The organism is Gordonia hongkongensis (assembly GCF_023078355.1).
Classification (GTDB): Bacteria; Actinomycetota; Actinomycetes; order Mycobacteriales; family Mycobacteriaceae; genus Gordonia; species Gordonia hongkongensis.
The window spans coordinates 2,201,236-2,214,833 of record NZ_CP095552.1 but is presented as its reverse complement, the minus strand read 5'-3'; the positions used below and the strand labels follow the sequence as shown (position 1 = coordinate 2,214,833).

At 67.4% G+C, this 13,598-nt stretch carries 11 protein-coding genes and 1 pseudogene; 5 read left to right on the top strand and 7 right to left on the bottom strand.

The genetic code is table 11. The features are described from left to right. Positions 1-5 precede the first annotated feature (5 nt). Positions 6-2,609 (top strand): aminopeptidase N, encoded by a 2,604-nt coding sequence (gene pepN / locus MVF96_RS09990; RefSeq protein WP_247451925.1) that lies wholly within the window; start codon positions 6-8, stop codon positions 2,607-2,609. Between the two features lie 18 nt (positions 2,610-2,627). On the opposite strand, the gene MVF96_RS09985 is transcribed toward pepN, so the two are convergent. Continuing rightward, a complete protein-coding gene (locus tag MVF96_RS09985; RefSeq protein WP_058250040.1) occupies positions 2,628-3,308 on the bottom strand; it encodes a response regulator in 681 nt (226 codons plus the stop codon). Then, positions 3,305-4,866: pseudogene (locus MVF96_RS09980) on the bottom strand (sensor histidine kinase). The gene MVF96_RS09985 and the pseudogene MVF96_RS09980 overlap by 4 nt, the downstream one beginning before the upstream one ends. A 206-nt stretch (positions 4,867-5,072) precedes the next feature. Here MVF96_RS09980 and MVF96_RS09975 point away from each other — a divergent pair. Further along, positions 5,073-6,443 (top strand): cation:dicarboxylate symporter family transporter, encoded by a 1,371-nt coding sequence (locus tag MVF96_RS09975; protein ID WP_247451924.1) that lies wholly within the window; start codon positions 5,073-5,075, stop codon positions 6,441-6,443. Positions 6,444-6,511: 68 nt separating this feature from the next. Here MVF96_RS09975 and MVF96_RS09970 read toward each other — a convergent pair whose 3' ends face one another. The 3 genes from MVF96_RS09970 to MVF96_RS09960 form a co-directional block, all read right to left on the bottom strand. Beyond that, positions 6,512-7,006 (bottom strand): DUF5130 family protein, encoded by a 495-nt coding sequence (locus MVF96_RS09970; RefSeq protein WP_189340153.1) that lies wholly within the window; start codon positions 7,004-7,006, stop codon positions 6,512-6,514. Then, on the bottom strand, positions 6,993-7,247 hold the full coding sequence (gene ctaJ / locus MVF96_RS09965) for an aa3-type cytochrome oxidase subunit CtaJ (RefSeq protein WP_058250036.1): 255 nt from the start codon (positions 7,245-7,247) through the stop codon (positions 6,993-6,995). Before ctaJ ends, MVF96_RS09970 begins: the two co-directional genes overlap by 14 nt. A gap of 150 nt (positions 7,248-7,397) precedes the next feature. Next, positions 7,398-7,979: an HNH endonuclease gene (locus MVF96_RS09960; protein ID WP_058250289.1), complete on the bottom strand. Its 582-nt coding sequence runs from the start codon at positions 7,977-7,979 to the stop codon at positions 7,398-7,400. Between the two features lie 133 nt (positions 7,980-8,112). Between MVF96_RS09960 and MVF96_RS09955 the strand changes: the two genes are divergently transcribed. Both MVF96_RS09955 and MVF96_RS09950 read left to right on the top strand, forming a co-directional pair. Continuing rightward, a complete protein-coding gene (locus MVF96_RS09955; RefSeq protein ID WP_223259061.1) occupies positions 8,113-8,559 on the top strand; it encodes a globin in 447 nt (148 codons plus the stop codon). A gap of 77 nt (positions 8,560-8,636) precedes the next feature. Continuing rightward, entirely contained in the window at positions 8,637-10,481 is a 1,845-nt protein-coding gene (locus MVF96_RS09950; RefSeq protein ID WP_247451923.1) for a glycoside hydrolase family 13 protein, read from the top strand. Between the two features lie 90 nt (positions 10,482-10,571). On the opposite strand, the gene MVF96_RS09945 is transcribed toward MVF96_RS09950, so the two are convergent. Then, positions 10,572-12,275 carry an HNH endonuclease signature motif containing protein gene (locus MVF96_RS09945; protein ID WP_247451922.1) on the bottom strand — a complete coding sequence of 568 codons (1,704 nt, stop codon included), beginning with the start codon at positions 12,273-12,275 and terminating at the stop codon, positions 10,572-10,574. Positions 12,276-12,641: 366 nt separating this feature from the next. Continuing rightward, complete coding sequence (locus tag MVF96_RS09940; RefSeq protein ID WP_137811025.1) at positions 12,642-13,004, bottom strand: Rv2640c family ArsR-like transcriptional regulator; 363 nt, start codon at positions 13,002-13,004, stop codon at positions 12,642-12,644. A gap of 99 nt (positions 13,005-13,103) precedes the next feature. Here MVF96_RS09940 and MVF96_RS09935 point away from each other — a divergent pair, with 99 nt between their 5' ends. After that, positions 13,104-13,589 (top strand): ArsI/CadI family heavy metal resistance metalloenzyme, encoded by a 486-nt coding sequence (locus tag MVF96_RS09935; protein WP_171011717.1) that lies wholly within the window; start codon positions 13,104-13,106, stop codon positions 13,587-13,589. Positions 13,590-13,598: the final 9 nt, after the last annotated feature.

Below are 13,598 nucleotides of genomic sequence, written 5' to 3'. Positions count from 1 at the left end.
CCTGCGTGACTGCTCCGAACCTCACCAGAGACCAGGCCCGCGACCGCGCAGCGATTCTCGACGTGTCGAACTACCAGATCGACCTCGACCTCACCGACGGTTCCGGGGCGCCCGGGACCGAGACCTTCCGCTCGACGACGACGGTGCGGTTCACCGCGACGGAGGGCAGCGAGACGTTCGTCGATCTCGTGGCACCCACCCTGATCTCGGCCACCCTCAACGGAGCCGACCTCGACGTCTCCGGTTTCGACGAATCAGTGGGTATCCCGCTGTCGGGCCTCGCCGCCGAGAACACGCTCACTGTGGTCGCCGACTGCGCGTACTCCAACACCGGCGAAGGTCTGCACCGCTTCGTCGACCAGTCCGACGACTCGGTGTACCTGTACTCACAGTTCGAGACGGCCGACGCCAAGCGGATGTTCGCCTGCTTCGATCAGCCCGATCTCAAGGCGACCTACACGGTGACCGTCACCGCTCCCGCGGACTGGAAGGTCATCTCCAACGCCGCGCACGCGGAGGCCCCTGGCGAACCGGACGGCTCCACATCCACTGTGGTGCACCGCTTCCGGGAAACAGTACCTATGAGCACCTATCTGGTCGCGCTCATCGCGGGGCCGTATGCGGAGTGGACCGACGTCTACTCCGACGAGCACGGCGACATCCCGCTCGGCATCTACTGCCGCGCATCGCTCGCCGAGCACATGGACGCCGAGCGCCTGTTCACCGAGACCAAACAGGGCTTCGGCTTCTACCACCAGAACTTCGGGATCCCTTACGCCTTCGGCAAATACGACCAGCTGTTCGTCCCCGAGTTCAACGCCGGCGCGATGGAGAACGCCGGCGCCGTGACCTTCCTCGAGGACTACGTCTTCCGGTCCCGCGTGACCAAGTACCTCTACGAGCGCCGCGCCGAGACCGTCCTGCACGAGATGGCCCACATGTGGTTCGGCGACCTGGTCACCATGCAGTGGTGGGATGATCTGTGGCTCAACGAGTCGTTCGCGACCTTCGCGTCCGTGCTGTGCCAGGCCGAGGCGACCGAATACGCCAGCGCCTGGACGACATTCGCCAACGTCGAGAAGTCCTGGGCCTACCGGCAGGACCAGCTGCCCTCGACCCACCCGGTCGCGGCCGACATCCCCGACATCGCGGCCGTCGAGGTCAACTTCGACGGCATCACCTACGCCAAGGGCGCGTCGGTCCTCAAGCAGCTGGTCGCCTACGTGGGCCTCGAGGACTTCCTCGCCGGGTTGCGCAGCTACTTCGCCGCGCACCAGTTCGGCAACGCCACCTTCGCCGATCTCCTCGGCGCATTGGAGAAGTCGTCGGGCCGGGACCTGTCGGACTGGGGCGACCAGTGGTTGCGCACCACGGGCATCAACGTCATCCGGCCCGACTTCGAGGTCGACGACTCCGGCGCCTTCACGCGGTTCACCATCGTCCAGGACGGCGCCGCCCCGGGCGCCGGCGAGACCCGGGTACACCGACTGCGCGTCGGTGTCTACGCCGACAACGGATCCGGTGCCATCGAGCAGACGCACAGTGTGGAACTCGACATCGAGGGCGAGCGCACCGACGTCGCCGACCTCGTCGGTGTGCATCGTGGAGATCTGGTGCTGCTCAACGACGGTGACCTCACCTACGCCTCGGTTCGGCTCGATCCGGAGTCGCTGGCGACGGCGACCGCCCGGATCGGCGACATCAGCGATCCGATGCCGCGCACCCTGGTCTGGTCGGCGGCGTGGGAGATGACCCGTCAGGCCGAGATGCGTGCCCGTGACTTCGTCGAACTCGTTCGGCAGGGCATCGCTGGGGAGTCGGAAATCGGTGTGGTGCAACGAGTTCTGCTGCAGGCGACGACCGCCATCGAATCCTATGCCGACCCGGAGTGGGCGGCCACCACGGGCCGTCCCGGATTCAGCTCGCGCATGCTCGAACTCGCCCGCGCGGCCGAGCCGGGTTCCGACCATCAGCTGGCGTTCGTCAACACCTGGCTCGGCGGCCTTATCAACGACGACCACACCGAGGTGGCCCGGGCGCTGCTCGAGGGCGCGGATCCCGCCGACCACGGGCTCGAGGGTCTCGCCGTCGACACGGACCTGCGGTGGAAGCTGGTGACCGCGCTGGCCACAGCCGGGGCGATCGACACCGACCCGGAGTCGACCCCGGTCATCGACGCCGAGGCCGAGCGGGACAACACCGCCACCGGCACGCGTTCGGCGGCGCTGGCGCGGGCGGCGCGTCCGCTGGCAGAGGCCAAGGCGGACACCTGGACTCGCGCCATCGAGGACGACTCGTTGTCGAATGTGTACACCCGCACCATGATCGGCGGATTCGCCCGTCCCGGCCAGGGCGAACTCCTCGAGCCCTACGTGGAGAAGTACTTCGAGGCGGTTCCGAAGGTGTGGGCACGCCGGTCGAGCGAGGTCGCGCAGACCGTCGTCATCGGCCTGTACCCGAGTTGGGCGATGTCGCAGCATGCCCTCGACCTCGCCGAGGACTTCCTGTCCGGGGACCACCCGTCTGCGCTGAAGCGGCTGATCTCCGAGGGCCGCGACGGCGTCGCCCGCTCGCTGCGGGCGCGCGCCTACGACGCGCAGGAGAGCTGAACCCCGCGGACGCCGGGTTCAGCGCCGTCGCCACCGGTAGCGCACCTGCGGGCGGCCCGCCGAGCCGTACTCGGTATCGCGTTCGAGTACATGGTCGTCGGCGAGCCGCTCGAGGTAGCGCCAGGCGGTGACCCGCGACGATCCGAGGGCGCGCGCCACTTCCGAGGCGGTCAGCCCGTCGGGGCTGTCACGGACCGCCCGGCTGACCGCGTCCTCGGTCTGCGGCGCCGCGCCCTTCTTCGCCGACCGACGGGTGTCGCTCGTGCGCAGCTCGGCGAGCGCCCGGTCGACGTCGCGCTGACTGACCGCGTCGGCGTCGCCGGTGAGGGCTTCGCGGTAGCGCAGGTACTGCTCGATCTTCTCCCGGAACGCGGCGAAGGTGAAGGGTTTCAGCAGGTAGAGCAGCACCCCGCGCGACATCGCGCTCCGGACGGTGGCGAGGTCGCGCTGGGCGGTGATCGCGATGACGTCGGGCGCCGGGCGGACACCCGACAGCGCCGAGGCGAGGTCCACGCCACGTGCGTCGGGCAGACCCAGATCGAGCAGCACCAGATCCACCGGTCCGGCGGTGGCCATCCGCAGCGCCTCTTGCGCGGTGGACACGGCACCGACGACCTCGAATCCGCCCAGCCGGACGAGATAATCGCGGTGCGCCTCGGCGATCACGGGTTCGTCCTCGACGATCAGGACGCGGATCATCGTCCGCGCTCCCCCGCGTCGGCGCGCACGCGTACCGAGATGACCGAGCCGTAGGTGTTCTCGGCGCTCATCGTCCCGTGCCGACGCGCGACGACCTGGGCGACGAGGGCGAGACCGAGGCCGCGCCCGGCGGCGTCACCTCCGGGCTTCGTCGAGTAACCCCGAGTGGTCGCCAGTGCGAGCAGGTCGGCATCCATGCCGCTGCCGCTGTCGGCGACGACGATGTCGAGCACGCGGTCGTCCCCGACGACCGTCACCTCCACCCACGGGTCCGCGGGGTCGCAGGCGTCCAGGGCGTTGTCGATCAGGTTGCCCACGACCGTGATCATCTCACCGGGCGTGAGGAGCCCGGTGGCGGCGTCACTCACCTGCGATTCCTCGGTCAGGGACAGCGCAATCCCGCGTTCGGCCGCCTGCGCCGTCTTCCCCAGCAGGAGGGCGACCAGCGCGGGCTCGGCCACCGCCTGGGTCATCCGGTCGATGAGGTGCTGGGAGAGCTCGAACTCGGTCGTCGCCAGCCGGATCGCCTCGTCGGGCCGGCCCATCTCCACGAGGGCGACGATCGTGTGCAACCGGTTGGCCGCCTCGTGCGCCTGCGATCGGAGGGCCTCGGCGAACCGCGTCATCGAGTCGAGTTCGCCCATCGCCTCCGAGAGCTCGGTGCGGTCACGGATGGTGACCACCGACGACGCGCGTCGGCCGGCCACCGGGGAACGACTCACCAGCAGCACCCGGCCGCGGTCGGCGTAGGTCACGTCCGTCTCCTCGTCGCCGTCGGTGAGGAAGGCGGGAAGGTCCGCGGGGGCCGTGTCGGGTCCGATCTCGAGCAGGCGGTGCGCCTCGGAGTTGACGAGTGCCGGTCGCCCGTCCTCCACGACGACCAATCCCTCGCGCACGGAACGCAACACGGCGTCGTGGTGGTCGTACATCAGCCGTAACTCGTCGGGCGCGAGTCCACCGGTCTGCCGCAGCAGTCGTCGCCGGATCCACCACACGCCGCCGACGGCGGTGAGCAGTGCCGCGAACGCGGCGAGGGCGATCATCGGCAGCTGGCCACGCCACGCCGACGTCAGCGAGCGCTGGGTGATCCCGGCAGCGACCATCCCCACCACCCGGCCGTCGGCATCACGGACGGGAACGATCGTCCGGATCGACGGGCCCAGCGTGCCGGTGTAGTTCTCGGTCACGGTCTGCCCGCGCAATGCCGCGTCGATGCTCCCCAGATACGGTTCGCCGATTCGCGCCGGGTCTCGGTGTGGGTGTAGCGGGTCCGGTCGGGCGCCAGCACGGTGATGAACGCGATCCCGGTTGCCGCGCGCACCCGCTCGGTGACCGGCTGCAGCACCGCGCTGGGATCCGGAGATGTGAGGGCGGCGACGGTCGACGGCGACTCCGCCAGGCTGACCGCCACCGCTGTCACCTCGGCCCTCGCCGCGCGGTTCGCGTCGATGCGGGCGTCGACGGCCGCCAGAACGCTCTCGGCGACGACGACCACCGCGAAGACCGCCAATGCGAGCGCGGCGACCTGTCCGGCGAGCGTGCGCGGGTACCACCGCATCCCTGCCGACCTCGTTCCTGTCCGAAGTGATGACTCCGGACGTGCTGGGGGTGAACGTAATGAACACAATCGTGACCCGCGTCACCACATCGGCCCACAATCCTAATCACTGTTGTCCGAGGTGTACGAGGAGAGAATCACCGAGGAACATTCGAGGTAGGTCCGGCGACTCACCGGCCGGGGACGGTTCCGATCCCATCGTGACGATGCCCGACGATACGGCCGACACGCCATCCAAGACCAAGCGCGACCGCACCCACTGGCTGTACATCGGTGTCATCATCGCGGTGATCGCGGGCGTCGTGGTCGGGCTCGTCGCGCCGGGCGTCGGCAAGGACCTCGGAGTGCTGGGGACCATGTTCGTCAGCCTCATCAAGATGATGATCGCCCCGGTCATCTTCTGCACGATCGTGTTGGGCATCGGCTCGGTTCGCAAGGCGGCGACGGTCGGCAAGGTCGGCGGACTCGCGTTCGTCTACTTCCTGGCGATGTCGACGGTCGCGCTGGCCATCGGCCTGGTCGTCGGCAACATCATCCAGCCGGGCGACGGCCTGAACATCGATTCGGTGTCGGGCAAGGGCCAGGAACTCGCCGAGGACGCACACGAGTCGGGCGGAACCCTCGACTTCATCCAGGGCATCATCCCGGAATCGATGCTGTCCGCGCTGACCGAGGGCAGCGTCCTGCAGGCGCTGTTCGTCGCGCTGCTCGTGGGGTTCGCGATCCAGGCGATGGGCCGCACCGGCGAACCGATCCTCACCGCGGTCTCCTACTTCCAGAAGCTCGTCTTCAAGGTGCTCACCATGGTGCTCTGGGTGGCCCCGATCGGCGCGTTCGGCGCCATCGCCAGCGTCGTGGGACAGACCGGCTGGGCCGCGGTCCAGCAGCTGCTGACGCTGATGCTCGCGTTCTATCTGACCTGCCTGGTGTTCGTGTTCGGCGTGCTCGGAGTGCTGCTGCGCACCGTGTCGGGCGTCTCGATCTTCAAACTCGTCAAGTACCTCACCCGCGAGTACATCCTGATCTTCGCGACGTCGTCCTCGGAGTCCGCGCTGCCTCGCCTGATCGCGAAGATGGAGCACCTCGGCGTGGAGAAGACCACTGTCGGCGTCGTGGTGCCGACCGGGTACTCGTTCAACCTCGACGGCACCGCCATCTACCTCACGATGGCGTCGATCTTCATCGCCGACGCGATGGGCGACCCGCTGTCGGTCGGTGAGCAGATCGGCCTGCTCGCGTTCATGATCATCGCGTCGAAGGGCGCCGCTGGCGTCAGCGGTGCGGGATTGGCCACCCTCGCCGGCGGACTCCAGGCCCATCGCCCCGACATGCTCGACGGCGTCGGCCTCATCGTCGGCATCGACCGGTTCATGTCGGAGGCGCGCGCGGTCACCAACTTCTCCGGCAACGCGGTCGCGACGCTGCTCGTCGGCTCGTGGACCAGCACCATCGACAAGCAGCGCGTCGACGACGTGCTGTCCGGCCGGGATCCGTTCGACGAGAGCAACATGGTCGACGACGAACTCGACGACGACCCCACCGCTCGCGGAGCCCACGAGAAGGTCCTCACCCACTGACGACCCGCGACGAAGGCCGCCCCACCGGAATGGTGGGGCGGCCTTCGTGTATCTGGGTGTGCGAGCGATCAGCCGCCGGCGGCGGCGGTGGCCATCACGCGCAGCGAGGCGATCAGCCCGTCGATCAGGTTGCCCTGACGGAAGCCGGTGACCGCGGCGGTGACACCGAGAGCCGCGACGCGATCGTTCACGCGGGTGGACACCTTGTTGCCGGAGACGATGACCACGTCACGCGAGTTCGGGGAGACGGCGATGAGGGTGCCGTACGCGGGCTCGGGCGATCTCGCGAGGATCGCACGGGCGCTGGTCTCCAGCTCACCGTCGAGGTCGCCGATGTAGACCGAGAAGCGCACGAGGGCCTTCTCGCTGGCGGCCTTGAGCGTCTCGTCGAGCGCGATCAGATCCTTCTTGCTGAACGGCGGCGTCGTCGGAGCGTCGGCCGGGTAGCGTGCCGCGGAAATGCGACCGCTGTTGGTGAAGACGGCGCCCAGCGGCAGTTCGGCGGCCGACCGGGCCGCGACCTCGGCGCTCACATTTGCGTGCGTAACCTCACCATTTGCCACTGGCCGAGCTCCCATCGACGTCGCCGGGTTCCGCATGCCGCGGAAGTGCCATCGGTTCGATGTCGGTGGCACTGAAGAGAAGCGGTGCGTGTTCCCACTGCTGGTCGAGGGTGTATTCCTCGACCTTCGGGTACTTGACCCCGGAGGAGAACACCATCGCGACAACACAGAGCAGAACAGCAAGCACCGTGAGAATCGTGACTGGCACTCCGATGGGGACGATCAGGCTGTCGACGTCCATGTCACCCTTTCGATGGTCGCGCCGGACCCGCCCGGTTGTCGGCGCAGGTCATCGTTGATCAATCTAACCCACTGGCCGCCGCCCGGCCCACGGGGGCCTACAGCGCGTCGTAGACGTGTGAGGCGACCCCGTGCGACCGGATCATGCCCCTCACGCGGCGCCGGCATCGAGGTACTGCAGCCACGCCGGATCGATGTCCTTGATGGTGGCCAGCACACGCCAGTGCCTGCCCTTCGGCACGGTCGGAACCGTCCGCAGCGTCCACCCCAGCTCCCCGAGCAGACGATCCGCCTTCCGGTGATTGCACGAGGCACAGCACGCCACGCAGTTCTCCCAGGTGTGCGTCCCGCCCCGACTCCGCGGGACCACGTGGTCGATCGTCGTCGCCCGTGCACCGCAGTAGCCGCACCCGTTCAGGTCACGACGCATCAGAGCGGCCCGGGTCATCGGCACGGTCGCCCGGTACGGCACGTGGACGTATCTGCGGAGGCGGATCACGGTCGGAACCGGGACCGCACCACCCACGGAGTGCACCGCCTCGCCCTGTTCGTCGGCGTGCACCAGATCGGCGCGATCACGGAGGATGAGGACGACCGCACGCCGGACCGTCACGGCCGTCAGCGGCTCGTACGTGGCGTTGAGGAGCAGCACCCGGCGGCGTGTCCAGGCCCCGGCGCCGGGAGCGGGACGGATCTGCCCGCGTCCCGTCTTCGCGTGTGATCTGTGCGTCATCTCGCCTCCCGCCACCCCGCCGAGCACAAGTCCACCACGGTGGCGGTCCCCGTGACAGCTGTTTCACGGTGTCCGGCCAGCTCACGGGGCCGACCCGGCGTCGACGTTGAGACACCGCGCCCGGGTGAGGACAATGGCGAGGGTGACTGGCGAACCCAACACATCCCCTCCGACCGCACCGGCGCCGGCAACCCCCGCGCGGACCTTCTACGACGAGGTCGGCGGTGCCGAGACGTTCCGGCGACTCACGGCTGTGTTCTATCGCGAGGTGGCGCGCGACGAGGTGCTGCGCCCGCTGTATCCCGAGGAGGACCTGGGTCCGGCCGAGCGTCGGATGCGGATGTTCCTCGAACAGTACTGGGGCGGCCCGCGAACCTACTCCGATGAGCGCGGCCACCCCCGACTCCGCATGCGTCACAACCCCTTCCGCGTCGGTCCCATCGAGCGGGACGCGTGGCTGCGCTGTATGCACACCGCAATCGCCTCCATCGACGACGACACGCTCGACGCACCCCACCGCCAGGCGCTGATCGACTACATGGAGATGGCTGCGCAATCGATGATGAATTCACCCATCTGAGAGCGTTTTCTGTCCCGACACGCCGCCCGACTCGCCGACTGACCTGGATTTCTCCGAGAAAACTCAGGTAGGGCACAATGACCACGGTGAGCGATGAGACACCAGAGGTCGTCCCCGCCGAGCCATCCGACGGGGGTCAGCCCGACGACGTCGCGTTCGACGACGGCGCGATCGAGTCCGACGTCGCGTTCGACGACGGCGCGATCGAGTCCGACGACGGCGCGATCGAGTCCGACGTCGATGCGCTCGAGGAGCCGGCTGCCGGCGAGGCCGTCGTCGCCGCCGACGCACCGGTCGCACCACCCGTTGTGTCGCAGCTGGATCCGGCTGACACCACGTGGTGGAAGTCCGCGGTGTTCTATCAGATCTATCCGCGCTCGTTCTCCGATGTCAGCGGTGACGGCGTCGGCGATCTCGCCGGTGTCATCGACAAACTCGGCTATCTCGAACTCCTCGGGATCGATGCGATCTGGCTCAGTCCGATCATGGCCTCTCCCATGGCAGATCACGGTTACGACGTCTCCGATCCCCGGGACGTCGATCCCCTCTTCGGCGACCTCGACGTCTTCGACGAGCTCATCGCCGAGGCCCACGAACGCGACATCCGGGTGACGATGGACCTCGTCCCCAACCACACGAGTGACCAGCACGAGTGGTTCCAGGCCGCGCTGGCCGCGGCCCCCGGCAGTCCCGAACGCGAGCGGTACATCTTCCGGGACGGCCTCGGTGACGACGGCGACGAGCCGCCGAACAACTGGCACAGCATCTTCGGCGGACCTGCCTGGACCCGGGTCACCGAGGCCGACGGCTCGCCGGGACAGTGGTACCTGCACATCTTCGCCAAGGAGCAGCCGGACCTGAACTGGGAGAACCCGGACGTCTTCGCCGATCTCGAGAAGACGCTGCGCTTCTGGCTGGATCGGGGTGTCGACGGCTTCCGCATCGACGTCGCGCACGGCATGGCCAAACCCGCGGACCTGCCCGACATGGATCTGTCGGCGACCAAATTGCTGCAGAACTCCGACGACGACCCTCGTTTCAACAACTATGCGGTGCACGAGATCCACCGCAAGATCCGCAAGGTCCTCGACGAGTATCCCGGGGCAGCCAACGTCGGTGAGATCTGGGTCAGCGACAACGAGCGATTCGCCGAGTACCTGCGTCCCGACGAACTGCACCTCGGGTTCAACTTCCGGCTCGCCAAGGCGCCGTTCGAATCCGGTGCGATCAGGGAGGCCATCGAGAACTCACTCGACGCGGTGTTGTCGGTGTCCGGTACTCCGACGTGGACGCTGTCCAATCACGATGTCGCCCGCGAGGTCACGCGATACGCCGTCGCCGACCCGGAGACCGGGGCACTCGACCTCGAGCGCGGCACGAGGCGCGCAAGAGCGATGCTCGTCGTCGAAATGGCGCTGCCCGGAACGGTTTTCCTCTACAACGGCAGCGAACTGGGACTGCCGAACGTCGACGACCTGCCCGACGACGCACTCCAGGACCCGGTGTGGGAACGGTCCGGACGCACCGAACGCGGGCGGGACGGCTGCCGCGTCCCGATCCCCTGGGAGGGGACCGAGCCGCCCTTCGGATTCAGTGCGACGTCCGAGACCTGGCTGCCGATCCCGGATTCGTGGCGCGCGCTCACTGTCGAAGCCCAGCTCGAGGACGTGGGGTCGATGCTGTCGCTGTACCGCGCAGCCCTCGACCTGAGGGTGACCCGTCCGGAGTTCACCGGTGAGCACCTCGAGTGGTACGGCGCGCCGGAGGGATGCCTGGCGTTCCGTCGTTCCGAGGGTCAGCTGGTCTGTGCGCTGAACGCCGGCGATGAGCCGGTGCCCCTTCCGCCCGGCGAATTGCTGCTCGTCAGTTCACCTCTCGTCGACGGGATGCTGGCGCCGGACGCAGCGGCCTGGCTGGTGTGACTGAACTCGGGCAGCCGGCCGCGGACCACGTGAGGGGCACGCAGGCACCTCACCGCCGTCGATAGCAAGCAAGACAATCGTGAAACGCTGCTAGAAGGGCGGCGGGTTGGCGTCGTTCCAGCGCTTCTCGGCGCGTTGGTGGCGTCGGAAGTCGTTGTCGCGCTGCTTGGTGAGTCGGTCGCGGGCGGGGTGATCGGGTGATCGTCTGGGGAAGAGCTTGTTGAACAGGTCGCGTCCGCTGAAGGCGTTGCCGACGAACATGTGACCGGTGGGTGTGGTGAACCAGGCGGTGCGGGACTCGTCTTGGTGGTCCTGCCAGCTGGTGAAGGTCTTGATGCGGTGATGGAAGCGGCACAGCGGTTTGAGGTTGCGCGCATCGGTCGGGCCACCGCGCCGCGGGTCGGTGTGATCGAAGGGTTCGGTGTGGTCGAGGTCGATCTGCCAGACCGGGGCGTTGCAGCCGGGGAAGGTGCAGCACAGTTCGCCGGCACGCACCAGCGCCTGCAGCTTCTTCGACGGGGTGTACCGCGTTGTCGAACTGTCTGCCTCGGGAGCCGATGCCAGTGGCGCGGCGGGGGTCGGTGCGGGATGGATGTAGGTGCGTCGCGCTTCGGCGAGGAGTTCTCGCGCGGTGTCGGCGTCGATGATGCCATGGCGGTCGAGGAACGCGGGATCGTCGTCGAGACCGATCAGGGTCGACAGGTTCACCACGATGTGAAAGGTCGCGCGCGGCGCCAGCGAGTCCGACGCCGAGTCGGTCGGCGCGGCCGGGTCATCGGCAGCGGTGTCGGGGGCTGACGGGTCGACGAAGGTGTCCGCATCCACCATCTCAGCAGCTGGTGCAGGCGGCTCGGCGGTATCCACTGTCGCTGGGTCGAAATCTGGTGCTGTGTCGGGTTCGGTTGCGGCAGGTCGACAGTCGTCGCATAGGCAGGTGATGGCGGCTTCGCCGCGCGAAAGTGCTTTGAGGGCATCGACCCGGCGATTGGCCAACTTTCGAGGGTCACCGGCGTGGACCGCGGTGGCCATCGCCGTCAGGCGGGCGTCGAACTCGGCGGCATCAGCATCGGGCAGCGTCCCGGAGATCCGGGACTGCCCCGGCGTGAACCGATCGGGGGTGACCGTCACCTTGCGGTCGGACTTCACTCGCTCCTTGCGTCGGCGGATCGCGTCGGGTGCCCACTTGGCGACGATCGAATCGACCATGGCGGTGAACCGGGCCGTCGACATCGGTGGGCGGGCGAAGATCGCTTCGGCGAGATGGGCGTCGACGGTCTGCATCTCTTCGTCGTCGGTGATGAGATCGGTGCGCTTGAGAGCGATGAGGAAGCGGCGCTTGTCGATTCGACCGCACGCCAGTGCGTGCCCGGTGAAGGAGAGTCGGTAGCGCAGTGCGTCGCCGGCCTCGATGAGGTCTTTCGCCTCGGCCGGTGTCACGGTGAGGGTGGCGCCGACTTCGGCGATGGCTTGTTCGAGACCGTTGGGCCCGAATGGCTCGTAGGGGTTCTCGCCGGCGGCCACTCGCGCTGATAGGTGCTCGAAGGCTTCGATGGAGTCGAGTTCGCCGCTGTGCGTCTCGGCGCGGCGCTGCGCGTAATCCATCTCGCGTTCATCGTGAATGAGGCTGGCAACGACCATCATTCGATGCGCGGACGCTGCCGCCAAGCCCGCGCAGTGGTTGAGGACCTCGACGAGTTCGGATGCGGAGAGTTCATGGTCGGGACGAAAGCGCGGTTCGACGGACTCCTGTGATGGGTCCACCGCCGTGGATCCGGCCCCCGCCCCCGATGACATGACACCATCGTACTCGAAAATATGTTCGAGTCAAGGCTTGATTTTTCCAAGTCCCGGATGTTATCTCGCAGGACATCGGTGACACTTCCGCATCAGGACATCGGTGACAGTGTGAGTGGTCTTGGTGGTGACACTTCGCTGTGAACGACAGTCGAGGAGCCGATCATCTGTGCAATGTCCGCCTGTCGCGGCACCGCACTGTTGGTGGGCTCGGTCCGGTTGTGCACAAGGGTGGTGGGTGCGCGCTCGCCTATGCGAGAGACTGACCTGACGCAAGCTATGTGGTCGTGACTTCCTCAGCCCGCCCGTCAGTCCAGGGCTCTGGCGGTGCTAGTGGAATGCCGCGACGTCAACGTCTGCACCGGTTCAGCAGCACCCGGTGGTGGCGCTGAGGACGTTGCGCAGTGCTTCTAGCGAGTCGGGTTGTGCGCGGTAGTAGACGTTCATTCCTCGGCGGTCAGGGCTCACCATGCCGGCCTTACGGAGCTGACCCAGGTGATGGCTGGTCGTCGCCTCGGTGAGGCCGACCGCGGTCGCGAGATCGCAGGTGCAGATTCCGTCACCGGTGTCGGCGAGCAGGATCGACACGAGCTTGATGCGCACGGGATCGGCAAGAGCCTTGAGCCGCAACGCGATCTCGAGCGCGGTGTCGTCATCGAGCGGGGCTGCCGATACCGGGGCGCAGCAGATCGGGGCACTGATGTCGACCATCGGCAACGTCTTCGGCATGCCCCGACCATACCCTGTCACTTGACATATGTCGAAAAGGTAGGCACCCTGCAGGGTGACCGTAGTTCGATATATGTCTCACAGGTGAAGGTGATGGCCATGTCCCGTATGCAGCTCGCGCTCAATGTTGATGATCTCGATACCGCAATCGAGTTCTACTCCAAGCTGTTCAACACCACCCCGGCCAAACGCAAGCCGGGATACGCCAACTTCGCAGTCGTCGAGCCGCCGTTGAAGCTGGTGCTGCTGGAGAATCCGGGCCAGGGCGGCACCATCAACCACCTCGGTGTCGAGGTCGAATCCAGCGAGAAGGTGCACGCCGAGATCGCCCGGCTGTCCGGGGAGGGCCTGTTCACCCAGGAGGAGATCAACTCGACCTGTTGTTTCGCGACGCAGGACAAGGTGTGGGTGACCGGCCCGGCGCAGGAGAAGTGGGAGGTCTACACCGTGCTCGCTGATTCCGACACGTTCGGGACCAGCCCGAAACTGTTGGAACAGACCACCACTGAGGACACCGAACCGGGTTCGGTGTGCTGCGGCGGCAGCGCCGCCAACCCGGCCGAGGCACGCACAGCCTGCTGCTGACGAGCCGCG

Bases quoted from the DNA above. Each gene is read 5' to 3' on its own strand.
- ctaJ (WP_058250036.1), bottom strand. From the start codon at position 7,247: ATGGACGTCGACAGCCTGATCGTCCCCATCGGAGTGCCAGTCACGATT.
- MVF96_RS09975 (WP_247451924.1), top strand. From the start codon at position 5,073: ATGCCCGACGATACGGCCGACACGCCATCCAAGACCAAGCGCGACCGC.
- MVF96_RS09935 (WP_171011717.1), top strand. From the start codon at position 13,104: ATGTCCCGTATGCAGCTCGCGCTCAATGTTGATGATCTCGATACCGCA.
- MVF96_RS09985 (WP_058250040.1), bottom strand. From the start codon at position 3,308: ATGATCCGCGTCCTGATCGTCGAGGACGAACCCGTGATCGCCGAGGCG.
- MVF96_RS09955 (WP_223259061.1), top strand. From the start codon at position 8,113: ATGGCGAGGGTGACTGGCGAACCCAACACATCCCCTCCGACCGCACCG.
- MVF96_RS09960 (WP_058250289.1), bottom strand. From the start codon at position 7,979: ATGACGCACAGATCACACGCGAAGACGGGACGCGGGCAGATCCGTCCC.
- MVF96_RS09940 (WP_137811025.1), bottom strand. From the start codon at position 13,004: ATGCCGAAGACGTTGCCGATGGTCGACATCAGTGCCCCGATCTGCTGC.
- MVF96_RS09945 (WP_247451922.1), bottom strand. From the start codon at position 12,275: ATGTCATCGGGGGCGGGGGCCGGATCCACGGCGGTGGACCCATCACAG.
- MVF96_RS09950 (WP_247451923.1), top strand. From the start codon at position 8,637: ATGACCACGGTGAGCGATGAGACACCAGAGGTCGTCCCCGCCGAGCCA.